This window comes from Paenibacillus sp. EB106-06-01-XG199 (genome assembly GCF_058791575.1).
Genome location: NZ_JBYTDQ010000006.1, coordinates 348,876 through 373,457, shown reverse-complemented (window position 1 = coordinate 373,457; position 24,582 = coordinate 348,876). Strand labels below are relative to the sequence as shown.

General features: G+C 53.1%; 21 protein-coding genes. 11 read left to right on the top strand and 10 right to left on the bottom strand.

The window, feature by feature from the left end; translation table 11 throughout:
- Window positions 1-212: 212 nt before the first annotated feature.
- The 7 genes from AC3WT9_RS22930 to AC3WT9_RS22900 all read left to right on the top strand — a co-directional run bounded on the left by AC3WT9_RS22930 (window position 213) and on the right by AC3WT9_RS22900 (window position 8,010).
- Window positions 213-620: a BlaI/MecI/CopY family transcriptional regulator gene (locus AC3WT9_RS22930; RefSeq protein ID WP_341097814.1), complete on the top strand. Its 408-nt coding sequence runs from the start codon at window positions 213-215 to the stop codon at window positions 618-620.
- On the top strand, window positions 617-2,872 hold the full coding sequence (locus tag AC3WT9_RS22925; protein ID WP_341097045.1) for a M56 family metallopeptidase: 2,256 nt from the start codon (window positions 617-619) through the stop codon (window positions 2,870-2,872). Before AC3WT9_RS22930 ends, AC3WT9_RS22925 begins: the two co-directional genes overlap by 4 nt.
- 233 nt (window positions 2,873-3,105) lie before the next feature.
- Entirely contained in the window at window positions 3,106-4,119 is a 1,014-nt protein-coding gene (locus tag AC3WT9_RS22920; RefSeq protein ID WP_081966042.1) for an LLM class flavin-dependent oxidoreductase, read from the top strand.
- A 464-nt stretch (window positions 4,120-4,583) separates the two neighbouring features.
- Window positions 4,584-5,585 carry a hypothetical protein gene (locus AC3WT9_RS22915; protein WP_492407960.1) on the top strand — a complete coding sequence of 334 codons (1,002 nt, stop codon included), beginning with the start codon at window positions 4,584-4,586 and terminating at the stop codon, window positions 5,583-5,585.
- A 31-nt stretch (window positions 5,586-5,616) separates the two neighbouring features.
- A complete protein-coding gene (srtD, locus tag AC3WT9_RS22910; protein ID WP_492407959.1) occupies window positions 5,617-6,279 on the top strand; it encodes a class D sortase, LPxTATN-specific in 663 nt (220 codons plus the stop codon).
- Window positions 6,280-6,370: 91 nt separating this feature from the next.
- Complete coding sequence (pepT, locus tag AC3WT9_RS22905; RefSeq protein ID WP_341097049.1) at window positions 6,371-7,603, top strand: peptidase T; 1,233 nt, start codon at window positions 6,371-6,373, stop codon at window positions 7,601-7,603.
- A gap of 194 nt (window positions 7,604-7,797) precedes the next feature.
- Window positions 7,798-8,010: a hypothetical protein gene (locus AC3WT9_RS22900; protein ID WP_341097051.1), complete on the top strand. Its 213-nt coding sequence runs from the start codon at window positions 7,798-7,800 to the stop codon at window positions 8,008-8,010.
- A gap of 199 nt (window positions 8,011-8,209) precedes the next feature.
- Here AC3WT9_RS22900 and AC3WT9_RS22895 read toward each other — a convergent pair whose 3' ends face one another.
- From AC3WT9_RS22895 to AC3WT9_RS22865, 7 genes are all read right to left on the bottom strand, one after another.
- Window positions 8,210-9,343: an NADH-dependent flavin oxidoreductase gene (locus AC3WT9_RS22895; protein ID WP_492407958.1), complete on the bottom strand. Its 1,134-nt coding sequence runs from the start codon at window positions 9,341-9,343 to the stop codon at window positions 8,210-8,212.
- An 87-nt stretch (window positions 9,344-9,430) separates the two neighbouring features.
- Window positions 9,431-9,805 (bottom strand): winged helix-turn-helix transcriptional regulator, encoded by a 375-nt coding sequence (locus AC3WT9_RS22890; protein ID WP_341097054.1) that lies wholly within the window; start codon window positions 9,803-9,805, stop codon window positions 9,431-9,433.
- A 145-nt stretch (window positions 9,806-9,950) separates the two neighbouring features.
- The gene (locus AC3WT9_RS22885; RefSeq protein ID WP_341097055.1) at window positions 9,951-11,339 is read right to left on the bottom strand and encodes an ABC transporter substrate-binding protein; all 1,389 of its coding nucleotides are present in this window, start codon (window positions 11,337-11,339) and stop codon (window positions 9,951-9,953) included.
- Between the two features lie 91 nt (window positions 11,340-11,430).
- Window positions 11,431-13,092 (bottom strand): response regulator, encoded by a 1,662-nt coding sequence (locus AC3WT9_RS22880; protein ID WP_341097057.1) that lies wholly within the window; start codon window positions 13,090-13,092, stop codon window positions 11,431-11,433.
- Entirely contained in the window at window positions 13,067-14,830 is a 1,764-nt protein-coding gene (locus AC3WT9_RS22875) for a cache domain-containing sensor histidine kinase (protein WP_341097059.1), read from the bottom strand. The genes AC3WT9_RS22880 and AC3WT9_RS22875 overlap by 26 nt, the downstream gene beginning before the upstream one ends.
- Window positions 14,831-14,880: 50 nt before the next feature.
- Window positions 14,881-15,744: a carbohydrate ABC transporter permease gene (locus tag AC3WT9_RS22870; protein WP_341097815.1), complete on the bottom strand. Its 864-nt coding sequence runs from the start codon at window positions 15,742-15,744 to the stop codon at window positions 14,881-14,883.
- Window positions 15,745-15,789: 45 nt separating this feature from the next.
- A complete protein-coding gene (locus AC3WT9_RS22865; RefSeq protein ID WP_341097061.1) occupies window positions 15,790-16,686 on the bottom strand; it encodes a carbohydrate ABC transporter permease in 897 nt (298 codons plus the stop codon).
- Between the two features lie 288 nt (window positions 16,687-16,974).
- On the opposite strand from AC3WT9_RS22865, the gene AC3WT9_RS22860 reads away from it, so the two are divergent.
- Together AC3WT9_RS22860 and AC3WT9_RS22855 are read left to right on the top strand one after the other, a co-directional pair.
- The gene (locus AC3WT9_RS22860; protein ID WP_492407957.1) at window positions 16,975-19,620 is read left to right on the top strand and encodes a heparinase II/III domain-containing protein; all 2,646 of its coding nucleotides are present in this window, start codon (window positions 16,975-16,977) and stop codon (window positions 19,618-19,620) included.
- Between the two features lie 82 nt (window positions 19,621-19,702).
- Entirely contained in the window at window positions 19,703-20,023 is a 321-nt protein-coding gene (locus AC3WT9_RS22855) for a cupin domain-containing protein (RefSeq protein WP_341097064.1), read from the top strand.
- A gap of 78 nt (window positions 20,024-20,101) precedes the next feature.
- On the opposite strand, the gene hxlB is transcribed toward AC3WT9_RS22855, so the two are convergent.
- Together hxlB and hxlA are read right to left on the bottom strand one after the other, a co-directional pair.
- Window positions 20,102-20,659, bottom strand: a complete 558-nt coding sequence (gene hxlB, locus AC3WT9_RS22850; RefSeq protein ID WP_341380089.1) for a 6-phospho-3-hexuloisomerase — start codon at window positions 20,657-20,659, stop codon at window positions 20,102-20,104.
- A 7-nt stretch (window positions 20,660-20,666) separates the two neighbouring features.
- Window positions 20,667-21,299: a 3-hexulose-6-phosphate synthase gene (gene hxlA, locus AC3WT9_RS22845; RefSeq protein WP_341097067.1), complete on the bottom strand. Its 633-nt coding sequence runs from the start codon at window positions 21,297-21,299 to the stop codon at window positions 20,667-20,669.
- 280 nt (window positions 21,300-21,579) lie between these two features.
- Here hxlA and AC3WT9_RS22840 point away from each other — a divergent pair, with 280 nt between their 5' ends.
- Window positions 21,580-22,965 (top strand): MATE family efflux transporter, encoded by a 1,386-nt coding sequence (locus tag AC3WT9_RS22840; RefSeq protein ID WP_341097068.1) that lies wholly within the window; start codon window positions 21,580-21,582, stop codon window positions 22,963-22,965.
- A gap of 130 nt (window positions 22,966-23,095) precedes the next feature.
- Window positions 23,096-23,701: a class I SAM-dependent methyltransferase gene (locus tag AC3WT9_RS22835; RefSeq protein WP_341097069.1), complete on the top strand. Its 606-nt coding sequence runs from the start codon at window positions 23,096-23,098 to the stop codon at window positions 23,699-23,701.
- Here the strand turns inward: AC3WT9_RS22835 and AC3WT9_RS22830 are convergent.
- The gene (locus tag AC3WT9_RS22830) at window positions 23,691-24,575 is read right to left on the bottom strand and encodes a carbohydrate ABC transporter permease (protein WP_341097070.1); all 885 of its coding nucleotides are present in this window, start codon (window positions 24,573-24,575) and stop codon (window positions 23,691-23,693) included. The two genes, AC3WT9_RS22835 and AC3WT9_RS22830, sit on opposite strands and share 11 nt — an antisense overlap.
- Between the last annotated feature and the right edge of the window lie 7 nt (window positions 24,576-24,582).

Below are 24,582 nucleotides of genomic sequence, written 5' to 3'. Positions count from 1 at the left end.
ACAAATTGCAACTACCCCGCGGATAATCTTCCGCGATCAGGATGCAATGTAATTTACGGCACCTGCCAAACGCTAACCCCCGCTCTGCTGTAAGCAAGCAGAACGGGGGTTTTCTGCGTTTGACAATTTAGATCTACAAGTGTAATATCAACCAGGAGATTAAAACTACATTTGTAGATTGAATATTCATGAAACTGCGAGGAGTCGATTATATGAAGAGCATCCCCAAAATTTCAGAGGCTGAATGGGAGATCATGAAAGTCATCTGGGGCAACCATCCGGTTACAGCTGAACAAATTGTCCAGCACCTGCCGGGGTCTATTGAATGGAGCGATCAGACGGTACGCACCTTTATCACACGGCTGCTTAAGAAGAAAGCCATTGGCTTCGAGAAATCCGGGCGTAGTTATCTTTATTATCCGCTGCTCTCCGAGCGGGAATGTGTACAAGCAGAAAGCCAGTCTTTTCTGAAGCGGGTCTTCGGGGGAGCCGCCAACCTGATGGTCACCAACTTCTTGGAAGAGGTTACGTTATCCGCCCAGGAAATTGAGCAGTTGGAACGGTTGCTCCAGGAGAAGAAAGCACAAGGAGCACACAAAGATTCAGGTACACAGGAATGAATGTGATCTACAGCCTGTTTGTCGATTTCCTGGATGATACATTAGCCGCGAGCCTGGTGATTCTGGTTGTAATCGCAATTCATGCCATCCTGCAAAAGGTCATCAGCGCCAGGGTCCGTTACCTGCTGTGGCTGCTGGTCATTATCCGAATGCTGCTTCCGGTGATCCCGGACAGTCCGCTCAGCATGTTCCATGTGCTTCAGTATGGAGAAGGAATAAAGAGCGCGCTCACGGGACAGGCCGCTGATCCATTGCCGAATCTGCAAGCTGCTGCTCCAAGCAATCAGGGGCTGGACTCTGATTCTGATCCGCAATCAGGCACTACCGGAACCGGAGACACCATTAATGCAGGACACCTACAACAAGCAGACGGGCAGGCGCCGGGAGTCCGACATTCCAGTGCGGCAGGTATCTACTCTCCCTGGCTGAAGGCCGCTGCAATAATCTGGTTCGGCGGTGCAGTCTTTCTTTTCCTGAACGGACTTGGCATCATGAGCAGGCAGCTCCGCGGGCGGAAGCGGCTGAGACGGGTTACTGATCCCCGGCCAATTGCGGTGCTTGAGGACGCTCTGAACCGGTTCAGAGTGAAAAGAAAGATCCCGCTCTACACCGGCTCCTCGGCCAAAAGCCCTTTCCTGAGCGGCGTGTTCCGTCCTTGGATATACGTCCCGGAACTGGCGCTTCAGGAGTTAACGTCACCGCAGCTGCTGCACATTCTGGCCCATGAGCTTGCTCACTATAAACGCCGCGATACCCTGTGGAATCTGCTGGGCAGTGCGGCCGCGGCTATTCATTGGCCCAATCCTTTAGCTTGGCTAGGACTGTACAAAATGAAAACCGACCGGGAGCTGGCCTGTGACGCACACGTATTGGATGTGCTGGGAGAAGAAGAAGCTGCGGCATACGGATTAACGCTCGTTGAATTTCTCAAGCAGTTTTCTAAAGGACGGACCGACCGCGAAGTGCTTTATTTCTTCGGATCGCAGCACCGTCAGCAGATTACAAGGAGGGTTTCTATGATCCGCTCATTTAAAAAAGGCTCGTACCGGATATCAGCGGCAGCCGTGCTGCTCCTGGTTCTGCTGAGCGTGGTGACACTAACGAATGCCTCCAGCGATTCAAAAAATAACGACACAGCCGTTAACGATGATTTAATCAATCTGTACAAGAATAGAAATTATAATCGCTTGGACAGAGCCGTGGAGGAAGCGGGTTTTGCCTTCCAGGCTCCGTCCGTGCTGCCCCCGGATTTCATTCTGGAGAGGGCTTACCTTGCGGTCACTCCGCCTCAAGCTGCTACTGCGAACTCAGAGGATAACGAGATTGAACAAGTTACTCTCACTTATGTACGGTACGACGGGGATACCCACACCGGGCAATTTTCGCTGGAAGCTTACAAGGATAGCAGCGTTGAGCAGATTTATACGGCTGTTGAACTTAGTGAATCCTCGCGCGGCGACGGCGGGACACCTCTTCCGGTTGACCGGAAACCCACTACCATTGGCGGAATAGACACAATCTATGTCAATGTGCATGTCAATCAGCATGTACAGAAATTATTCTATATTTGGGAGCGGGATGGGATTGTTTATAAACTATATATAGGCAGCGGTACCCTATCACAGCAAGAAATCGCATCACTCCTGGCCTCCATCAAATATCCGGATGAACAAATGAAACGCAGCTTCGTGAATAAAAAGTTTTTTAATGTAGATGTCATTGATGTGAAGGATTTACGGATGGCTGCCGATATTATGGGCTTTGTGCCCAAGTTCCCTATGGAAGAGTCCGGCTTTGCCATGCATACGGCCACGCTCACCTCAAGCATTGAATTCAGTTATCCTCTAGACGGACTGGGAATGTCCCGAACAGTGTTTTGGACAGCATACTCCAATCCTGATGTCACCTTTTTGCAAATGCAGAATCAAGGCTTATATGAAACCTTCAAACAGGAAGGACAAGTCTTTTTTTACCGGATTGACGGAGAAAAGTTTGCCGTTCCCCTTACCGCCGCTCATGTAAATGGACAAGAGGTGCTGGTTACGGAACCTTACAAAATCGACGGAGAGCTCAGCAAGCCTACCGAGCCGGATTTCCTCAGTTATTTCTGGCAGGATGAAGGCATAATCTACAAAGTGGGATTCACCGGCGTACCGGCGCTTGAGGATCAGCGGACCATTGTCTCTTCATTCATGGAAGTCCCTGCTGCAGACATTGATAAATTGGCCGCAGCAGCGGCGCAGGCTCATTAAGCTCATCCCCGAATCAGTACAACACTGCAGAAACGGCTGTGCCCATAGGCTACAGCCGTTTTTGCAGTTCCATCAGAGCCCAGACCATCCATTCTCACTTTAGTTTGCTTGCTTCAACGCTTACTTAAAGTGTGTAAATAATATTATTTCATGTTATAATTATCGGGTAGTTCATTTCATAGCTGTAAATACTGCTATAAGATGCTTAAAGCATCATTACTGGAGGGATTAAAGTGAAGCAACTGCGGGACATTCCCATCTCCGTGCTGGATCTCGCTCCGATCAAAGAGGGCAGTACAGCAGCGGATTCATTTCATAACACACTGGATTTGGCCCGTCATGCCGAAGAGTGGGGCTATAAACGCTACTGGCTGGCGGAACATCATAATATGACTGGCATCGCCAGCTCCGCCACTTCGCTTGTTATCAGTCATGTGGCCGCTGGTACACGCAGTATCCGCGTGGGCTCTGGAGGCATCATGCTCTCCAACCATGCGCCGCTCATGATTGCGGAGCAATTCGGCACACTGGAGTCCCTGTATCCTGGGCGCATAGATCTGGGGCTGGGAAGAGCTCCGGGCTCTGACCAGGCAGCCTCCAGAGCGCTGCGGCGCGGCCTGGGCAGCGACGGCAGCGAATTCCCAGAGCAGCTGAGCGAGCTCCGGGCTTACTTTGATCCAAACGGCGCAGGCTCGCGGCCGCTCGGAGTGCGCGCTGTTCCCGGCGAAGGCCTGAACATTCCGATCTGGCTGCTGGGTTCGAGCGGCTTCAGCGCCCAACTGGCGGGGCAGCTAGGCTTGCCCTTCGCTTTTGCCAGCCACTTTGCACCGGATTATCTGCTGCCTGCCCTGCAACTGTACCGCAGCAGCTTCAAGCCATCGGCTGCCCTATCCAAGCCTCATGTTATGGTCGGGCTTGGAGCTACCGCCGCTGACACCCTAGTGGAAGCCCGAAGACTTGCCACCTCTCAGCAGCAGCAATTCCTGAACATCATCCGTGGACGCACCGGCATGCTCCAGCCTCCGGTAGACAGCATGGATGGCCTCTGGTCCATGCAGGAAAAAGCCATTCTGCAGAACAAGCAGAATTACTCTATAGCGGGTGATCCCTCTGCTCTGCAAGAACGGCTTCTGCAGATTGTTGAAGAGACCGATGCCGATGAGTTCATCATCGCATCGCAAATTTTCGACCATTCGGCCCAGTTGCATTCCTATGAGCTAATAGCCCAGCTTTTTAAGGAGAACTAAATCCCGCAATCCGGCACATAACTAAGCAAGGCGATTATTAGGTTGGAAAGCATCGGCTTCCCTTCCTTGTAACCGCCTTGTTTTTTTGTATACTCATCACGAATCGTTCTTTATAAAACGCTATCATTAACAATAATATGGATAAATAATGAGTAAATCGAAGTAATTAAACGATAACCGGTTATTTTATCCTTGAATTGAATGATTTTAGCCAATAAATATGTTTTATTTCGTTTTTCTTTATTTACAATTTTGATTATACTGTAAATATTCGTTATAACGAACATACATATGGCTATAAAACTCTGATCACTGTTTTCAGGACACTGTCGCCTTATTATGTAGTAGTTCTCCATAAAACCACTCTTTATGACAAAAGTTGAAGAAACATCAGGGTTAAAGTAAGGATTTGTCGAGAGGACGCTGAGGGCAGGATTACTTTCCGGTAGAAAGGAGCGTGGAAAGTGAAGAAGAGAGTTCAGGCAGGCTTTATAGGCGCCTACATTCTGATCATTCTGGCAGGTGTCATCTGGCATGCCGGGGGTGTAAGCGCAGAAGAGACGATTAAGCTCCGGGTCAATTCCCATACGACGAGCACCGAGATTATGAGCAATATGCAGCCGGGCGACGCAACGACCTCAGATTATACGGTGATCAATGAGGGTCATGAACGGTTTAATTATTTTGTTGATTTTAAATTCACCTCCGGAGACGAGGAATTGTACAATATACTGCAAATGACCCTGCAAAAAGAGGGAGTAATCCTCTATTCAGGAGTGATGAGCGAGGCAGAAGGCAGGGTAGCCATAGGTACACTTACCGGAGGCTCACAGGAAGTGCTCCAGATGGATGTGTCCTTTCCGCTGGAAGCGGGAAATGAATATCAGGGGAAGACAACAAGTGTCGACTTCATCTTCTCCGCTTCAGCCTCACCAGATCCAACAGCTGAACCTAGCGCAACACCGGCCGCTACCGCGACACCGGGTCCAACCAGTGATCCTAGTCCGACAGCAAGTGCTACCGTGACACCGGGTCCAACCACTGATCCTGGCGCGACACCGGCCGCCTCCGCTTCAACGGAGCCGTCGGGTAATCCAACAAGCACACCTAGCAGCGGGCCGACAACGTCCCCAGGCATTACTGCTACACCGGGACCATCGGCGGCTCCAACCGGATCACCAGCCGTGACAGCTTCACCGGGAACCGCTGTAGTGACTGTAACGGATGAACCTGTGCCAATGGGCGGCGCCGACAATGGAACACCGCAAGGCTCGGCAACGCCGACACCTTCTCCGGCACCAAGCGACGACGTCATTATAGATGATGATGAGATTCCGCTCTCCGGACCGGAAGAGGGCGACAAATTGCCGGATACAGCAGAACCTTGGTATAACCTGATTCTGATCAGTTTGGCCGTTGCCATACTCAGTATTATCGTACTTCGCAGACTGAATTCGAAAAAATAAGCTGATTAAGCCAAAGGTTGGAGGTGAGAGTATGAAGAAGCGTTCCGGGCTATCCATTGCCGTGAAGCTATTCTTCATACTCTCTTTGTGTGTGCTGATCTATTCCGTAGTGCAGATCTTAAAAGCACCCGCTGAAGCCCGCCATGCCCTAAACGATTGGGACAAAAAGAGGGAGGAAGCCGTCAGTCTCCAGGTGCCGGAAGAAGAAACTCCGCTGCCCGCAGGAATGGTCAACCTCTCTGGAGAGAAAAACATTGCCAGAACCGATTATACCGGGGGCGAGGTTATTGGAGAGATTTATTTTCCGAGGCTCGATAAACGGGTAGCGATTCTGGAAGGAACCGGGCGCCCCCAATTGAAAAAAGGCGCAGGGCATTATGAAGGGAGCGCAGCGATTGGCGCCATCGGCAACAGCGTACTGGCCGGCCATCGCGATACAGTGTTTCGCGGCCTTGGCAATCTGGAAGTCCATGATCTGATCGAGCTGGAGACCGCCGAAGGAAAATTCATTTATGAAGTTACCGGCAGTCTCATTGTAGACGGTGATGAACGGGGGGCGATTAAGCAGAGTGATACACCGGTGCTTACCTTGATCACCTGCTATCCTTTCTCTTACGTCGGTCCGGCGCCTGACCGTTACCTGCTCTCAGCGTCATTGCTCCGGCAGGAGCCGCTGTCCCATGAAGCGGAATAACATATGCACGCCACAACGCAAAGGATGAGACCTTCTATAGAAAGTGATAATATAGACATACGACTGGAAGAAAAAGAGGAGCTGAACCATTTTGAAAGAAGAGCTGATCAAACGTTTTGTGTCTTATGCTGAGATGGATACCCAATCGGATGAAGACAGTGACACCTGTCCTTCCACTCCGGGGCAAATGGTGCTGGCCCGCAAGCTCGTTGATGAGCTCGGCGAACTAGGACTTGCCGAGGTTACGGTGGACGAGCATGGTTATGTCATGGCTACCCTTCCCGCCAACAGCGACAAGGAGGTTCCGACGATCGGCTTCCTCGCGCATTTGGATACCGCGACAGATTTCACCGGCTCCGGTGTGAAACCGCAAATTGTCGAGAATTATGACGGGAACGACATTGTGCTGAACAAGGCGCTGAATGTGGTCCTCTCCACGGAGAGTTTCCCTGAGCTGCCCGGGTATAAGGGACATACCCTGATTACGACAGACGGCACAACGCTGCTGGGAGCAGACAACAAGGCCGGAATCGCCGAGATTATGACCGCGATGGCGTATCTTCTGGAGCATCCGGAAATTAAGCATGGCAAGATTCGAGTCGCCTTCACCCCCGATGAGGAAATCGGACGCGGGCCGCATAAATTCGATGTCGCCGCCTTCGGCGCTTCCTATGCTTACACCGTTGATGGAGGGCCTCTGGGAGAACTGGAATATGAGAGCTTTAATGCTGCTGCCGCCAAAATCAGCTTCAAAGGCGTCAACGTGCATCCCGGCACTGCAAAAGGCAAAATGATCCATTCGTCCAAAATCGCCATGGCCTTCCACCTCCGGCTGCCATCCGGCGAGGCTCCTGAATTTACGGACGGCTATGAAGGGTTCTACCATTTAATCTCCATGCAGGGATCGGCGGAGCACAGCAAGCTGCATTACATTATCCGCGACTTTGACCGCACCCAGTTCGAGAACCGCAAAGCGAATATTTCTGCGATTGTAGATGAATTCAAATCCACTTATGGCGATGAGAACATTGTGCTGGAATTGAATGACCAATATTATAATATGCGTGAAAAAATCGAGCCGGTCCGCCATATCGTCGATATTGCCCACGAAGCGATGGAGAACCTCGGCATAACACCGGTCATTCGCCCGATCCGCGGCGGGACAGACGGTTCACAGCTCTCCTACATGGGACTCCCGACACCGAACATTTTTACCGGGGGCGAAAATTTCCACGGCAAATTCGAGTACGCTTCTGTAGATGTTATGCTGAAGTCCGTCCAGGTTATCGTTGAGATTGCCAAGCTGTTTGAGCAAAAGGCATAGCCGAGGGTTTCCCCTTGCGGCTGCACAACCCGCTGCAACAATTCGGCCTGCCTGGTCAAGAGCAATTGCTCTGACCGGGCAGGCCTCTTTGCGCAGGTAGTGAAGCTCCTGCGGCTTGTCCGATTTTATTATCTGCGCAAACTGTGCAGAAATAAAAACCCTCTGACCGCCGCAATACGGGAGTCAGAGGGTTTTTGCTTGGTGAGAGCTTCCGGCGGCAGCCGGACAGCAATCAGTATGGGACGCGGATTTTCTGGAAATCGTTCCCCCGCTGTCAGAAAAGACCCCGGGCACGCAACGGACCCAGCAGCTCTTATTTTCGACTGGAGCATCATTCCGGCAAGCTATCGGACTCCAATGCACTTATGCACGGGTATTGGCCTGAAATCCGGCTGCCGAAACGGTAATAAGTGCGCTACGGTCCGTTAGTCCCGCAAAATGCACTCTATAGAGAAAATAAGGTCTCCCCGGTCCGCGGCCGTGGCAACACCTCTAACTTAGCTGTAACGGCTCCGTCTGAGACGAACCAAACCAAACGGAGCGGCGGCTGCCCCAATTAATCCGCAGGCGGAAGTTTTACCGCGCCAACGCTCCGCTGGATCAGATTTAGGCTTTGATCGGCATCCAGCCTGGCGTATGAATTAATGCGCCCCATAGCGGGTCCGGTATTACAAGCTCAGCCTGGGCTGAAGGATCAAGCTCCGTCTTAATGTCAGCAGCGCGTCCTCCGGCAACCTTCTGCACCCAGTCCGGATCAATCAGCAGCGGGCGGCCCAGGGCTACCAGGCTGATTCCGGTCTCCAGGCTCTTCAGCGCATCATCGGCCTTATACAGGGAGCCGACACCAATAACCGGAACATCCTCTCCTGCACGGTCCACAATCTGCTCAATCCGTGGACGGCTGTCGTCCGTGCCGCGGTGAGGTTTGGACCACAGATCCTGCTGCGAAACATGCAGATAGTCCAGACCCTCCTCCTTCAGCGCATCAATCAGCGCAAAGGTCTCGGCCATCGTAATCCCCGGTGTTTCCGGCTCCTCGGGTGAGAAGCGGTAGCCGACCAGAAACGGCGATGAAGCATGCTCCTTCACCGCATGTTTAACCTCACGCAGCACGGCGAGCGGGAAAGCCAGCCGGTTCTCCAGGCTGCCGCCCCAGCGGTCTTCGCGTGTGTTGGAATGCGGGGAGAAAAATTGCTGCAGCAAATAGCCGTTCGCGCCATGAATTTCCACGCCGTCGAAGCCGGCCTCAACGGCCCGGCGTGTAGCCGCGCCGAAGTCGGCAATAATACCGGTAATTTCTTCTTCGCTCAGCGCACGAGGAACAGGACCATGACCGCCCCGAGGCAGCTCAGCCGGAACATTGCTCGCGCTGACCGCCTGGCCATCCGGAAGCAGCTCAGGAGGACACTGGCGGCCACCGTGGAAGATCTGCAGAACTGCCTTCGCGCCTGCACCCTTGATTGCTTCAGCCAACTCGCGGAGGCTTGGAATCAGTTCATCACGGTCTGCACCGAATTCGCCGGCAAACCCTTTACCGCTCCGCGTCACATATACACAGGCCGTAATCACCAGTCCCGCACCTTTGGAGCGGCGGGCATAATATTGCAATTCCGGTCCGGATACCGTACCGTCCTCATTAGAAGAAAAGTTGGTCATCGGTGCCATAATGACACGATTTTTTAATGAAATCCCATTTTCGAACCGGTAGGATTCCAGCAGTGGACTATAATCTGTAGACATCTTTGATTTCCCTCCATTATATACTTAGCGCTACTGGCTCCACACTTGCAGCTTGGACCGCAGTCTGCGATCTATTGCTAACGAACGTTATCTATCTTCCTCAGGTATATCCTTCCAGATGACATTATTCCCGTAGTTTTTGCCCCAATCGTACATCATACGCAGTACAGGCAGCAGGCTTTGCCCGTATTCCGTCAAAGAGTATTCTACTCTCGGCGGGACCTCAGCATACACCTTTCTCAGCACAAGCTGGTCTTCCTCCAGCTCACGAAGCTGATTGGTCAGCATTTTTTGCGTAATATGAGGAATAAGCTTCTTCAGCTCACTGAAACGTTTGGTTCCTTCTAGGCCCAAGTGCCATAAGATGATCAGCTTCCATTTACCGCCGATAACGGCAAGCGTAAGCTCCTTCTCGCAGTTGATTTCCTTCAGATTGATACGGTCTTTAATATCCGTCGCCAAGGTATGCGGCCCCCTTTCGTCTTTAATATCATACTACAAAACACCCGGGGGCCGCACATCACCGGCAGGCGCATCGGGACCATATTCCCTATGTACGCATACAGACCGCAGGCTCGGCCTGCGGTCTGTATGCTGCGTATGCGTTTTATTTGCTGGACAGGCTTCCCTGCAGGCTGGCTGCGCTGAAGTCCGGCTGCGCTTCAATCGTGGTGTCACCCGCTGCTTTGGCTTTTTCCAGTGCTGCATTATAGCGGGTATTCAGATCCTGAAGCTCCTTGTCCAAATCTCCGCCGTCAAAAATATATTTGTTGAAGACATCGACTTTCTTTGTTCCTTCCAGGCGTCCTTCGGTAGTTACCAGCGGAGTTGCCGGATAGATGGCATCAAATTTCGTTGGCAGGAAGTTCTCGATTCCCGGAATATCCGGAGCTTTGGCTGCAGCAGCAACGGAAGGAATAACCGAAACCCCGTATCCGCCTTCCTGATAGGCAATCTGTACCTCATCGCTGTACATCCACTCGATGAATTTCCATGCCGCTTCCTTCTGCTCCGAATCCTTGCTCATCGCCAGGTAGCTGCCGGAGATAACCTGACTGGCACCGTTTTGCTTGCCGTCCACTGTCGGAGGAAGCGCTGCGGCCCAGCGGATATCGGTCGGGAACTGGGTTTTGTAGACGCTAGGTTCGACAGAATGGTTGAAATACATCCCGATTTTACCCTGGGCGAATTGCGCGCGCAGCGGGTCAATATCCAGCGATTCCGAACCCGGCATCATGCTTCCGTCCATCGTGATCTGCCGCAGGGCTTCAAGTGCTTCCTTATACATGCTGAAGTCGAACTGGCCAGTCTGGAAATTGAAGCCCTCTGTACCTGCAGTTTTGCTGAGGGTCGTGATCGGATAAGCGATACGTTCAAAGCCGCTTGCGCTTTTGAAATTTCCGGCGAAGCCATAAGCACCGCTGGCTTTACCCACCTCTGTAATCTTCTTGGCATCCTCCACCATTTCCGCCAGCGTGGTCGGCGGCTCGGTAATGCCGGCCTTCTCGAACAGATCTACGTTATAGATCAGGCGCCAGAACTGGCCGATATTCGGCAGGGTGTAGATTTTGCCGTCCACGGTATTCTTCTCATTAATGAGCACCTTCTCGAACCGGCTTTTCATTTCCGGTGTAATATAACTGTCGAAGGACTCCAGGTAGCCTTTCTTCACCCAGGTTGGCACGTTCCCCGTATCCACACGCAGAATATCCGGTGCTTGTTTACTGGAGAAGGCAATATCCACCGACTGGGCGTAGTTCTCGGCCATCACTTTCATTTCAATATCGACATCGGGATTGAGGCCCTCATACTCACTGATTTTCTGCTCTATAAAGTCAGAATCATGACGGTCGATGGTCCAGTAGACCAGCTTTGTTTTCTCAGCGGCTGTATTGTTGCCCTCCGCCTCCGTATTTGTATTGGACGAGGAGCACGCGGCCAGCGAACCGGCCAGCAGCAGCGAAACTCCAGTCAGCATCCACTTATTTCTTTTCATCTAAATTGCCTCCCTTTTCTTTTTGTAATCGCATTCATTTCATATAAAAATTATAGAATGTCCGCCCGATTCTAAGTGAAGGAGAAAACAACTATTCATGGGAGACGAAATCACTGTTTCCGCGCTGCGTGACCGAAGCGTATTTGGAGCGGAAGTCGGTAGGGGTCATGCCGGTATATTTTTTGAAGAGTTCAGTAAAATAGGGGCGGTCCTCATAGCCCAGCGAGACGGCGATATCCTGAACCTGCATGCCTTCCAGCACCAGTTCCTTGGCCTTTTCCATTCTGCGGCTGATAATGTATTGGGCGAGCGTCATTCCTATCTCCTTTTTGAACAGATTGGAGAAATAACTCGGGCTGAGATGAACCTCTCTGGCACAATCAGCTACGGAAAGGTTGCGGTGCAGATTTCCATTGATATGGGCGATGGCCCGCTCCACCAGTACACGCGCATCGCTGGACTGGCGGATTTGCACGTACGCACAGCCCTGGCGGCAAAATTCCCGGATCTGCCTGCGCAGCTCCTCAAAGGAGGCGGCTCCGTTCATGTCGGCCAGCTTTTTCTCCAGCGTCTTGACCTCCGAGTCCGAAGCCTTGTCGGAAAAGACCCGGTGGATGGAATGGGCCAGTTCAAGACACATCGTCTTGACGATAGCCGGACCGGGCAGGGCGGGAGCGCTCAGCCATTCATTCCAGATGTCGCCTAGCTGCTCCTCCGCTTTGGCCAGATTGGCCGAACGCAGGCAGTAGAGCAGCTCCTTCTCTTTGTCGTAAGAGTACCGGGGCAGGGCGGCATCCCCCTCCAGTGATTCCACATAACGGTATACGCTGTTCCCGCCGGTCAGAAACGTGTTTGCCAGCGCAGACAACGCCTGGGCGTAGGATACGGACAGCTGGCCGGCCTCTTCGACCTCCCCGCCGAGTCCGATCGACACCGTCTGGTATGTATGACGGCATACGTTCTCCCGGCATTTCTCCGCGAGCTGCTCCGCATCCAGCTCCGCCGGGGGATTCATGACGATGACGAATTGATTGACATGTTCGCGGAAGACGAGGCCTTGCGTATAGGCAGCAACCGTCTCTTCCAGAATATTCTGCACCGCAAAACGGATCAGCTCTACTTCAGATACTGGCAGGGCGGCCGTGCGCTCTGCAAAAAAGTCTATTTCCGCCACCAGCACACAAAAGTCGCGGCTGTTCATTGTAATGGCATAGAAATCCCACTGCTGGCTGAGGTGCTGCTGCCTGCTGCCATAGCGGATTAGCAGACGCATGTACTCCTGGCGCAAATAAGGCATGCTCTCCCGCAGCTTCTGCTCCATCCCCCGCATCTGTTCGGCCTGGGAGCGTTCCCGCTCCAGCATCTCTTTGGCCTTCAGAACCGATTCAAGCACCTGAGGCTTGGTAAAAGGCTTGACGATCAGGTCAAAGGCCCCGAGCTTCACCGCTTCCTGGGCATATGTGAAATCGGAGTAGCCCGTCAGGAAGATCAGTTTGATGTCCGGCTGCTCCGCCTGAATAATCCGCATCATCTCCAGTCCATCGGTAAACGGCATGCGGATGTCGGTCAACACAATATCAGGCCGGTGCTTGCGGATCTGCATTAGCCCTTCTTCTCCGTTAGCCGCTGTTGCTGCAACTACAATGCCGTGCTCCTCCCAGGGGATTCGCTGCGACAAGCCCCGGACAACGGCCGGGATATCGTCAACAATACATATTTTAATAGGCTCAGTGTGGTTCAGGATAAACTCCACCTTCCATTGGAAATGAGAGAACCGCTTCGGTTTCGATAAGCGGACGGCTGCAGAAGGTTAATCCGGCCTCCTTGCCGTAATACAGCTGCAACCGGCTGCAAATATTGGACAGGGCGTACCCTCCGCTGCCGACAGGCTCCTTCAGCCGGGCATTCAGCTTCTCCGCATCCATGCCCGCCCCGTTGTCGGTTACCCGGATTACAAGATTGTGCGCCTCCGCTGCCACGGAGATCCGAATCCTCCCCCCGTTCCGCAGCTCCTTCAGCCCATGAAGAATCGAATTCTCCACGAGGGGCTGAATGATAATCTTCAGCACGGGAAGCTCCAGCAGCTCCGGCCCTGCGGTTATCGTATATTCGAACAGTCCCTCGTAGCATTGCTGCTGGAGGTTCAGGTACTGGCGGACATGCTCCAGCTCCCTGCCCAGAGTCGTAATTTCCTGCCCGTTGTTCAGCCCCAGCCGGAACAGGGCGGACAGAGAAATCACCATCTGCTTCACATCCTCATATTCATCCATTTCACATTTCCAGAAGATTGTATTCAGTGTGTTATATAAAAAATGGGGCTCAATCTGCGCCTGCAACGCCTTGATCTCCGCTTTCCGCTTTTCTTTTTCCGTATCCTTGACTTCAAGAATCAGCTCACCGATCCGGTCCAGCATCTGGTTGAATTTGCGGCCTGCTTCCCCGATCTCATCCTGAAACGGACTCTGGAAACGGGCGCCGAGATCCTCCTGCTCCACCCGCGACATCGTCTTCTGCAGCTTCAGCAGCGGCCCAAGCAGCAGTGCCGACAAGTATCTCGCCAGCAGCAGCGCGATCACAATACAGACAGCCATGATCATCAGCACCAGCCACTGGATGCTGCGCACAGGCTGGAGCAGCTCCTTCTTCGACTGGTAGCTGACCAGCAGCCAGTCGTCTGCATACCGTGATTCGGCATAGCTGACCAGCATCGGCCCGCCGCCGGCGGAATACTCGAAATTGCCGCTTTTTGCTTCAAGCAGCTTGTCCATAAATGCCGCCGAGCGTGACCATTCCGGCCGTTCCTTGTCTCCGAAGACACTTGCCCCCGTCTTGTTGATCAGCAGAAACTTTGCGCTGCCGAGGCTCGCGCCCCCGCTGACCGTATCCTCCAGGATGTCCTCCTTTACATTGACGGTCAAAAAGACATCCGGCACATAATTCTCCGTAAGCGGCTGAAGCAGCAGGGAAATGACCTGATGTTTTCCGGCGAACAGCTCGTCCTGATGGCTCTCCACCCAGTTGGATTCCGGATTGTCCTTGATCCGCTTATACAGCAAAGACTCCATAAATGGAGTCGCTGTTCTGCGCAGATTGCCGGCGGAATAGAAATCCCCGTCCGGCGTACTGATCAGTATAGATTCAATGGAGTTCTCCGTTAGCTCCGCCTGTGTAAAGGGGCCTTGCAGCAAGGAGAAATTGGCGAAAAACCGGTCTGTGTTATGCGCTTGTATGTCCCTTATGGTCTGCTTGTACGCTTCACTCAGCATCATGGTGGAGGAAGCCACAATAATCTGCTTCAGCTTCTGGTCCAGCACGTTGACCGACTGGTTCAGCACATTGCGGTTCAGGTCGATGGAGTTGCGCTCCATAGCCCGCGAAGCAATCGAGTAGGCCCACAGGCCGGTAATAGAGATGCAAAAGACCGTCAGTGCGGTAAACGACAGCCATATTCTTTTCTTCAGCGAGGTCCGGTAAAGCCAGGCCTTCAGCATGGTTCCACATCCTTTGTTGACCGGCCGCCCGGAGAATCGCTGCGTTAGCCTCAGCCCTTTACAGAGCCAGCCGTCATCTGCATAAATGATTTGTTGGCAAAAATGTAGACAATAATCATCGGCAGCATGGACAAGCATGCGCCGGCAAGCATTAGCTGGGGCTGCGCCGCATCCCCGATACCGTATTTCAGCCCGGCTAAACCTACGGTCAGCGTCTGCAGGGCAGGCTGCGTCATGGTAAATACCAGCGGCAGAATATATTCATTCCATGCGCCGCGGAAGGTCCAGAGTGCAGTCACCCCCAGTGCGGGCGTCAGGAGCGGCAAGATAACACGAAAGTATACGCTATAAAAGTTGCAGCCGTCAATAAACGCCGCCTCGTCAAGTTCCTTCGGGATCGCCCGCACAAAACCGATCAGCATAAAAAATGCAGTCGCATGGGCACTAATCAGAATGATGATGACGCCCCAGAGCGATTTTTGCAGATGAAGCGATACCATAAGATCAAACTGGGGACGCAGCACGACAGCACCGATGGAGATAAACAGGGTGCAGGACTGAATGATCACATACAGCCGTTTCCCGTAGAAATCAACCCTTGCTACTGCATATGCAGCCATCGTTCCTATCAATAGAGTGCCTATAGTAGTAAATGTGCTGATAAATACGCTGTTCCAGGTGAAGCGTGCGAAATTTGCTGAAGTCCAGGCCTGCGAATAGTTATCGAATTTCCATTCCTTCGGCAGCAGGGTTGTTCCTGTGGTCAGCTCCAGATTGGACTTAAGCGATCCGAAAAAGGCCAGAACAATCGGGAATACCGCAAAAGCCGCCACCAGAAGCAGGAAAATCCACAGCAGTGCCTTGGACAGCAGCGCTTTGGTCTTAACCGAACGCTCAGCTTGTGCCGAAGTCATTTTCGTTTCCGCATGCAATGTGCTCACTGTACATTCTCCTCTCTTTTAATAGATATCATTCAGCTTTTTGGATACATAAAAGTAAACCAGAGTGATCAGACCGACGATAACCGCAGTGGTGAACCCGACCGCGCTCCCGTAACCAAACTGCTGGATGCTCGAGCCTCCGCTCGATACAGGGAAAAACAGTTTATAGAGATACAGATACATGACTTCCGTCTTGCCGTACGGCCCGCCCTCAGTCAGCACCATAATGCTCTCGTAACCTTTCAGAGAGACGGTGATGGCCAGCATGATGATCATTTGCAGCACAGGTCCCAGCATCGGAACGGTAATGCTCCACATCTTCCGCAGCGGCCCCGCGCCGTCCAGGGAAGCGGCTTCATAAAGATCCTCCGGAATATTCTGCAGCCCGGCAATAAAGAGCAGCATATAGTTGCCGACCGCACCCCAGATTGCGATAATAATCGCCGTGATTAAGGCGTGTTTGGCGCCGAGCCAGTCTATGGGAGCGGATACAATTCCGGCACCCATGAGCAGCTGATTCACCATTCCGTTGTAAGAGTTGAAAATAACGTAGAACACAATCGCCATCACCGAAGCACTGATCACGGTAGGCATGAAATAAATCGCCCGCAGCAGCTGGCGCCCCTTCAAGGCGCGGTTGAGAATCACCGCCAGTACAAAAGACAGCGGAATGGTGATCACAAGCTTGCCGCCTGCATAGATGAAGGTATTGACCACGGAATGCCAGAAATCCTTATCGCGGAACAGCCGCTCGAAATTATCCAGGCCGATGAATAGCGGTGTGCCGAAGCCCTGATAATCATAGAACATGTACTTTAAAGCCCAAAAGATAGGGTACACCCCAAAAATCAGCGTCAGAATCAAGCTGGGCGCTACAAAGGTCCAGGCGTTTATTTGACGTTTCGTTTCATTCATTGATTGTTCCTCCTGTCATTGGACTTGCGCTTCTGCCCTAATCATACGTCCCTCCGAGCATATACAGTTAGGGAGAAACCGACTGCGCTAAGGGGGAGAATTTCACTTTTTCATTTAGAATAAGCTCCGAGATCAAGACCTCACTTTGCGGGGCAGTTTTCAGTCGCTTTGTCCCCTCTGCTTCCTGTTTTTATCCATCCCTGATTTCATCCCGGGACAGCTATACTTAAAGAAGAAAGTAAATAACAGAACAGGATTACAACTTCACAGGGAGGTTTGATTCTACCAATGAATTCAGCATATAAAGACGCAGCCGAAGCCCGCCCCTTCGGCTGCTATGACCGGGAACAACTGGGGGAAATCCGCAGCAGAATTGAACAGATCCCCGCAATTGCGCAGGAATACGCAAGACAGCAGCAGCTGTCCGGACAATTTGCCGCCCGCGAGGCAGCCGTTCCGCTTAGCGGCCTCGGTATATTCCGGGTGGAACCCTTCGTCTTCAAAGTTCCCGCCGGGGCCGCCTTCCTGAAGCTGGCTGTACAGGTACGGGGACAGGGCGTTGCCCGTATCTGCGGCGTGCGCCTGACACATTCCCAGCTTGGGCTGCCGGTGGCACTGATAAACGGCAGCTTCGGGGAGGCACTGAACGGCTGGACCCAAATGCCCGGAAGCGGCAGTACCATTGTGCTGGAGCAACTGTCCGGCAGCGGAAGCGGCCTGCAGCCTTCCGGCGTAACTCCGGCTGGCAGTGCGCCGGAGGACCATGTGCGGAGCGTACGAATCAGCAATACAGCGGAGGCAGAGTGGACGGTTCTACGTTATGAGGAGCTCCTGCCTGTATGCGCAGGCGATTATTACGGTATCCAGACAGAGCTCAGCCTGGAAGTCCCTCTTGTGAACGGCGGCATATGCACCGGGGTTACTTTTCTGGATACCGCAGGACAACCTCTTGGACTTGAGCGGCTGTCCCCGCTCTTCAACCGGCCCACGCTGACCAACTGGGCGTATCTGCTGGAGGCTGCCGGTGCGGATGCCAACTTGTATATGGTCTCGGGTGAAGAGCGGTATGCCGGGCTGGCTAAGCGCAAGCTGCAATACATGCTTGCCGATATGCGGCTCGGCATGGATATTTTCCGCCGGGACGGCTGGCATGACGACGACACCTACGGCGCTGTGCATATCGGCCGGGGACTGGCCGCCGCCTCGGTCATCTATGACCAGATTGCAGGCAGCGGAGTACTCGCTGCCGGGGAAACGGCGGCACTGCTCGCCGATTTCCGCTATATCGCGGCTATGATGATGGACACCGCCTACTACCGGTTCGACCTTACGACCTTCCCGGACGAGAAAGGCGGCAAGCGCAGCAACTGGAATGCCGACCGTGCAACCGGGCTCGGGGTCTATGCGCTCCTCTTCCCGCAGGAAGCCGAAAGCGGAGCATACCTGGAGCATGCCCGGTCCGTGATCGACTGGCAGCTCGCGGAAGTGGTTGATGCGGAGGGCGCATGGCCGGAGAATGTGCGCTATCACGGCGCCGTACTGCACCGTTATTTCCTTTTCTTTGCCCTGCTGAAGCGCCTAAAGGGAATTGATTATTTCCGGCATCCCAAGGTAAAGGCGATGTACCGCTTCCTGATAGGCATCGTGACAGCGGAGGACATTATTCAAGGCGGCCCTTCCGGTGCGCCCGTTCTGCTTACTCCGGCAGTCGGCGATGCCAATGTGCAGGAACAATGGTTCCGCCTGCTCGGCTACGCGGCCCGATTCTATGCAGAGGAAGATCCGCAGCTGGCAGCGGAAATGGTCTGGACCTGGAAGCACGGCGGCGCGCCTGTCCAGGATACCGGAGCCTTCCCGCTGCCGCTGGCCGCGCTGCTGTATCCGCAGCCAGATCTTCCAGAGCAGACACCTGCTCTCCGCTCCGTACATTATCCAGGCATCGGTTATGTCATCTTCCGCGGCGGAGAGCAGAACCTGCAGCATTACGCCATTTACGAAGCTTCACCGCTGACCTATCACGCCCATCATGATGAAGGCCACTTCTCCATCTGGGCAGATGGGGTTCCTCTGACGCTGGATGCCGGAACCGGCGGCTATTACAACGGGGACCGGCACTGGTATGTGTCGGGAGCCGCGCATAACGTCGTCCAGTTCGCCGGTGAAACGGGAAATCTTCTGGACGGTCCGCTGCAAAGCGTCTGCCGGGAGGTCCGCTTCTCGGAGGAGCTGGATTATGCAAAAAGCCTCATTCCCGATGCGCGGGCCGGAGAACATGAGCGGCATTTCTTGTTCATCAAAGCGGGTTTTGACGCTTATCTGGTCTGGGACCGGATTGAGGGCGGGGCAGACAGTGTCTGGAATCTGCATACGCTGAGTACGGAGGCCGAAGTCACGGAGCAGGCCATTGACGCTGTAGGCTTAGGCGGCATGCGGCTGAGCGCGCATATCGCCGAGCCTGCCCTCCCGGTCATTACGACCGGAGAGGGTGCCGTAGGCGGAGCGTACCCGCTCGCCGCACAGCAGCATTTCCGTGTGCACGGCAACGCTGGTGAGGACTACGTGGTGCTGCTGCATCCCCGGGCAGCAGCGGCTCCCGCACTCCGGCTGGAGCCGTTGGAGTGCGAAGAAGCCGGGGAAGGCGTCCGCTTGTATAAGATCGCCCGCGCAGACGGCATTTGGTGTGTCGCTGCCATCAACGGCTCCACAATGACCCGCCGCATCCGCGTTCCCGGCGGCGTTCCGCTCAGGCTGCTCGGCCCAGCAGAAACAGCTTTGGCTGGAGGGGCAGAGGCTGAATACACAGCGGCCCAAGCTGCGGAAGCCCGGAATTCGCAGGCTGGGCTGACAGTTCTCGAGGACTCGGAAGCGGACATTCTTAGCCTTGAGCCTGGGACAATTCAGATTGCCGTTCCAAAAGGATTTGAACGAGTCTGACCCCTATCTATTCATCTTCACGTTCAGACTTGTCAGGCGGCAACTGTATTGCAGATTCAACTAACCTAAGGAGGAAATAAACATGAGCAATCTTGGAGTATGGGAACCGGCGGAGCCGGGCGTCAAACGCTGCATCCTGAATGCGGCAGCCAGTCTGATGATGATGGAGGTTCATTTCGAGAAGGGAGCCGAGGGCTATGAGCACAGCCATCCGCATGAGCAGATGAGCTACTGTCTGCGTGGAAGCTTTGTGTTCCGCATTGATGGCAAGGAATATGCTATAGGAGCAGGCCAGAGCATTGCTATTCCTTCCAATGCCAAGCATGGCGTGACTGCACTGGAGGCAGATTCAGCGCTGCTCGATGTCTTCACTCCTATCCGTGAGGATCTGCTTAAGCGCTAGGCTAATCTATAGGATCAGCAGCAAAATACACCTAAACAAACCACGCCTGTCCGGGCAGCCGGACAGGCGTGGTTTGTTTTATTCCAAGTTGGCATGCTTGCCGAACATCTGCGTAGTGGTCTGGCCGGTCTGCTCCATCATCCGCAAAATCACCGCATCATAGAAGACGAGCAAGGTCTGTTCAAACAAGGAGGCCATAGGCTGAATGGTGGCGCGCTCTCCGCCGTTCTGTTCTTTCGGAGAGCCCGGCAGCTTCACTGTATAATCAGCCAATCTGCCGATCGTCGACTCCGGCGCAATGGTCACAGCGGCAACCGCCGCGCCAAGCGCTTTGGCTTTCTCCGCCATCGCGAGCAGACTCTTCGTTTCACCCGATCCAGAACCAAGCACCAGAACATCGCCCGCTTCGATTCCCGGCGTCACAGTCTCGCCGACTACATAGGCCTCTTTGCCGGCATGCATCAGCCGCATAGCAAAGGCCCGGCCCATCAGCCCCGACCGGCCTGCCCCGGCGACGAACACCTTGCCGGAGCGCAGCAGCAGCGCTGCAAATCCCTCAGCTTCTGCTGCATCAAGCTGCGCTGCCGAGCGCTGCAGCTCCTTCACTATTTCCTGTGCGTATCTAACGGTATCCATACGAACCTTAGGCCTGGCTCACAAGGCGTTTCATTTCTGCCGCCGCTGCCTTCGGGTCACTTTCACCGGTGATGCCGCCGCCAACGATGACGAGGTCAGGTCCAGCTGCAATGACTTCCGGCAGTGTGCTCAGCTTAATCCCCCCGGCAATCGCAGTTTTGGCCCGCTTCACTACGCTTTTGATCGCATGGAGATCGGCGAAGGAATTTTTGCCTTCGGCCTGATGATCATAACCGGAGTGTACACACACATAATCCACACCCAGTGCGTCCACTTCAGCAGCTCTTGCCTTAATATCCTTGACGTTGATCAGGTCAACCAGAATCTCTTTATTCGTCTTCTTGGCTTCCTCAACAGCACCTTTAATCGTCGAATCATCGGAAACGCCCAGCACGGTAACGATATCCGCACCCGCCTCCACGGCCTTCATCACTTCATAACCGCCTGCATCCATAATTTTCAGATCAGCCAGTACGGTCAGCGCCGGGAAAGCTTCTTTAATGGCCTTCACCGCGTGCAATCCTTCATTAATAACAATCGGTGTGCCGATTTCCACAACATCAATAAATTCAGCCACCTCCGAGACAATTTCCTTGGCTCCGGCGATATCCACAAGATCTAGTGCTAATTGCAGCTTCATATGATAAATCTCCTCTTTAGTGTATTTTTGTAAGTGTTGCACTAAGTGTAAGTTCATGCAGTCCAAAAGGGAAGTAGGCACTTTATTGTGATGTAGTCACCTGGAGGATACTATTGTGCTGCGCAGAGGCTTAAATGATGCCAATCTTGAAAGAAATCCATCCAATTTTTCATTATTTCCGTAAAAATACTGCATTTTCATAAAAGCTGTGCTAACATACATTTTGTTTGGGACTAAAGCATTTACATTAGTACGGGCAATAATAATAAGAAGGTGTATTATGGAGCAAGTAAAACATCAAGAGTTCAACTTGATTAAGCTAACCTGGCCGATCTTCCTGGAGCTGTTCCTGTTCATGCTTATGGGCAGCGTCGATACGTTTATGATCAGTTCGGTATCGGACGATGCCGTATCGGGTGTGGGTGCAGCGAATCAGATTATAGCTATAGCCATTCTAGTACTCAGTGTAATCGGAAACGGCGCAGCTATCGTCGTCTCCCAATATCTCGGTTCGAAGAAACCGCAGGAAGCGGCTAATGTAACCGGAAATGCCATTACGCTCAACCTGGCCGTAGGCCTCATTCTAAGCGCGGTTCTGCTGCTGTTCGGCGGAAGCCTGCTGGCTGCGCTGAATGTGCAGGGCGATATCCTCGTCTATGCCAGAATGTATATGAACATTGTCGGAGGCGGTATTTTTCTGCAGGCGCTGCTTAACGCCCTGGCGACTACGATCCGCACGCACGGCTTCACGAAGCAGACGATGATGGTCTCCCTGCTCATGAATATCATTCATGTGGCCGGCAACTACATTCTGATCTTCGGGCATTTCGGCTTGCCTGCAATGGGAGTACAGGGTGCGGCCATTTCCACAGTGCTGAGCCGGCTGATCACGCTGGTACTGTTCTTCCTGCTGCTATACCGGATCATGGAGGTAAGGGTCAAATGGACCTACTACATCCACCTCTCCAAAAAATATGTGCTGCAGATTCTCAAAATCGGCATTCCGTCTGCTTTTGAATCCATTACCTATCAATCCTGCCAGCTGGTATTTACGCTGTATATTACGTATTTGGGCGCTGAAGCGATGGCCACGCGCCAATACGCGCTGAATATCTCGAGTTATATTTTCTTGTTCAGCGTCGCAGTATCCATGGGCACCTCGATCATTGTTGGACATTTGGTCGGTGCAAAACGTCCCGAGGAAGCCTATACGCGGGTATTCTCCAGTGTGAAGTGGGCTCTGCTTGTCACTGTAATTATGGATGTCATTGTTATCGCCTTCCGTGTACCGCTGTTCGGACTGTTCACCGACAATGAGAGCATCGTCCGGATGGGCGCCCAGGTCATCCTGCTCAGCTTCTTCCTGGAGACGGGACGCACCTGCAACCTGGTGATCATCAACTCTCTGCGGGCCTCGGGCGATGCCAAGTTCCCTGTTTATATGGGGCTGATCTCCATGGTCTGCATGAGTCTGCCGCTTGGCTATTTTCTGGTGTTCACGCTTGACCTCGGCCTGGCCGGGGTATGGCTGGCCACCGCTTTTGACGAATGGGTAAGAGCAGTGATTATGTATTTCCGCTGGAAGAGCAGAGCCTGGGAGAAACACGGGCTGATCCAGCATGATGCAGAGACACCGGTTAGCCCCTCCCCTGCTGCAGCACATTAAGCATTCCGCAAGATGAAACGGCTTATATTTTAAAGAAGGCGGTTCGCCAAGGTCTTTTCGACCTGACGAGCCGCCTTTTTTCATTTATAATGAACTCCATAAAAATACATAACAGGAGACGAGGCCGCATATGACCACACATTCACCGAAAGAAAGTGAAATTGAACATTTCAATGCCCTGGCCGCCGGATGGAACAACAGCGAGGAAGCCGTTGCACTGGCCCAGAAGGTTCTCCAAGCTCTGGGCATAAAAGCAGGGCAGAGCCTGCTGGACGTAGCTTCCGGCACCGGTGTCATACCCGCTGCGCTGCATAAGCTTGGCATCCGCCCAAGCCGCTATCTGGCCCTCGACATCTCAAGCGCGATGCTCGAAGCGCTGCGGGAAGGCTATCCTGAAGCAGAAACGCAGTGTGTTGACTTCGAAGATCCCTTCACTTGCGAATCCGGCTTTGATAACGTGCTGATCTATAACAGCATTCCCCATTTTGTAAATCTGGAAATGCTGTTCGCCAACGCGGAGCGGAGCCTGAATCCCGGCGGCACATTTATGATTGCCCATTCCAGGACCAGGCAGGGACTTAAAGAGCATCATGCGCGGATTGGCTACAGCAGCATGCGTGAACCGATTCCTCCAGATCAAGAACTGATAGAACTGGCTGTCCAGCATGGTTTTGACGGGATTACGATTGAGGATGAAGAATTATACTGCTTCTCCTGCTCACGCGTCAGCCTTTAACAGAACCGGCGGCAATGCCCTCGACAATCCGTTCACTCATAATCAGGAACACCAGCAGAATCGGCAGAATGCTGATCATCAGCGTGGCACCGATCGCCCCCCAGTCTGTAGTATACTGGCCGATAAAATTCTGGACCCCGACGGTTAGCGTCTTGTATTTGTCGGAGCTGATGAATGTGTTCACGAAGATAAACTCGTTCCAGTTGTAGATCATATTGATAATGGCTGTTGTCGCCAGCACGGACGAAGTCATCGGCAGCACAATCTTGAAGAACATTCTGTTCACCGAGCAGCCGTCAATAATTGCCGCCTCCTCCACTTCCTTCGGCAGCGCATAGTAGAAGCCAAGCAGAATCATAATCGTTGTGGGCAGGTTGAACGCCACATACGACAGAATGATCGACAGCGGATTATCCGTTAAATGCAGCTTCAGAAACATACTGAACAGCGGAATCAATGTGGAATGGACAGGGATCATCAGCCCGACCATAAACAGGCCCAGCACCAGTGATCTGCCCTTCCAGAGCATGCGGGTCACGGCAAAGGTGACGAAGCTGGCCAGCAGCACCGTAAGCACCAGTGCAACCGCCGTAATCCAGACACTGTTCAGAAAATACTGTCCTATATTTCCGTTGACCCATACATTTTCATAATTGCTCCAGTGCGGATGCGCCGGAATGGCGAATGGAGCCATGTTGAATACTTCCTGATTGTTCTTCAGCGAGAAGATGAGCAGCCAGACTAGCGGCAGCACCTGGATCACAGCAACGGCGATTAGGGCGAGGTACATGACACCATAACCGGTTCTGTGCAAGAGCGGCACCCCGCTGCGCTGCCGAATCGGCGGGTAGCCCGCAGCGGCTTGAGTTCTCATGATAGGC

Excerpts from the sequence above, each read along its gene's own strand:
- AC3WT9_RS22930 (WP_341097814.1), top strand. The coding sequence starts at position 213 with ATGAAGAGCATCCCCAAAATTTCAGAGGCTGAATGGGAGATCATGAAA.
- AC3WT9_RS22925 (WP_341097045.1), top strand. The coding sequence starts at position 617 with ATGAATGTGATCTACAGCCTGTTTGTCGATTTCCTGGATGATACATTA.
- srtD (WP_492407959.1), top strand. The coding sequence starts at position 5,617 with ATGAAGAAGCGTTCCGGGCTATCCATTGCCGTGAAGCTATTCTTCATA.
- AC3WT9_RS22895 (WP_492407958.1), bottom strand. The coding sequence starts at position 9,343 with ATGTCTACAGATTATAGTCCACTGCTGGAATCCTACCGGTTCGAAAAT.
- AC3WT9_RS22885 (WP_341097055.1), bottom strand. The coding sequence starts at position 11,339 with ATGAAAAGAAATAAGTGGATGCTGACTGGAGTTTCGCTGCTGCTGGCC.
- AC3WT9_RS22875 (WP_341097059.1), bottom strand. The coding sequence starts at position 14,830 with ATGCTGAAGGCCTGGCTTTACCGGACCTCGCTGAAGAAAAGAATATGG.
- AC3WT9_RS22870 (WP_341097815.1), bottom strand. The coding sequence starts at position 15,744 with ATGACTTCGGCACAAGCTGAGCGTTCGGTTAAGACCAAAGCGCTGCTG.
- AC3WT9_RS22865 (WP_341097061.1), bottom strand. The coding sequence starts at position 16,686 with ATGAATGAAACGAAACGTCAAATAAACGCCTGGACCTTTGTAGCGCCC.
- AC3WT9_RS22860 (WP_492407957.1), top strand. The coding sequence starts at position 16,975 with ATGAATTCAGCATATAAAGACGCAGCCGAAGCCCGCCCCTTCGGCTGC.
- AC3WT9_RS22855 (WP_341097064.1), top strand. The coding sequence starts at position 19,703 with ATGAGCAATCTTGGAGTATGGGAACCGGCGGAGCCGGGCGTCAAACGC.
- hxlB (WP_341380089.1), bottom strand. The coding sequence starts at position 20,659 with ATGGATACCGTTAGATACGCACAGGAAATAGTGAAGGAGCTGCAGCGC.
- hxlA (WP_341097067.1), bottom strand. The coding sequence starts at position 21,299 with ATGAAGCTGCAATTAGCACTAGATCTTGTGGATATCGCCGGAGCCAAG.
- AC3WT9_RS22840 (WP_341097068.1), top strand. The coding sequence starts at position 21,580 with ATGGAGCAAGTAAAACATCAAGAGTTCAACTTGATTAAGCTAACCTGG.
- AC3WT9_RS22835 (WP_341097069.1), top strand. The coding sequence starts at position 23,096 with ATGACCACACATTCACCGAAAGAAAGTGAAATTGAACATTTCAATGCC.
- AC3WT9_RS22830 (WP_341097070.1), bottom strand. The coding sequence starts at position 24,575 with ATGAGAACTCAAGCCGCTGCGGGCTACCCGCCGATTCGGCAGCGCAGC.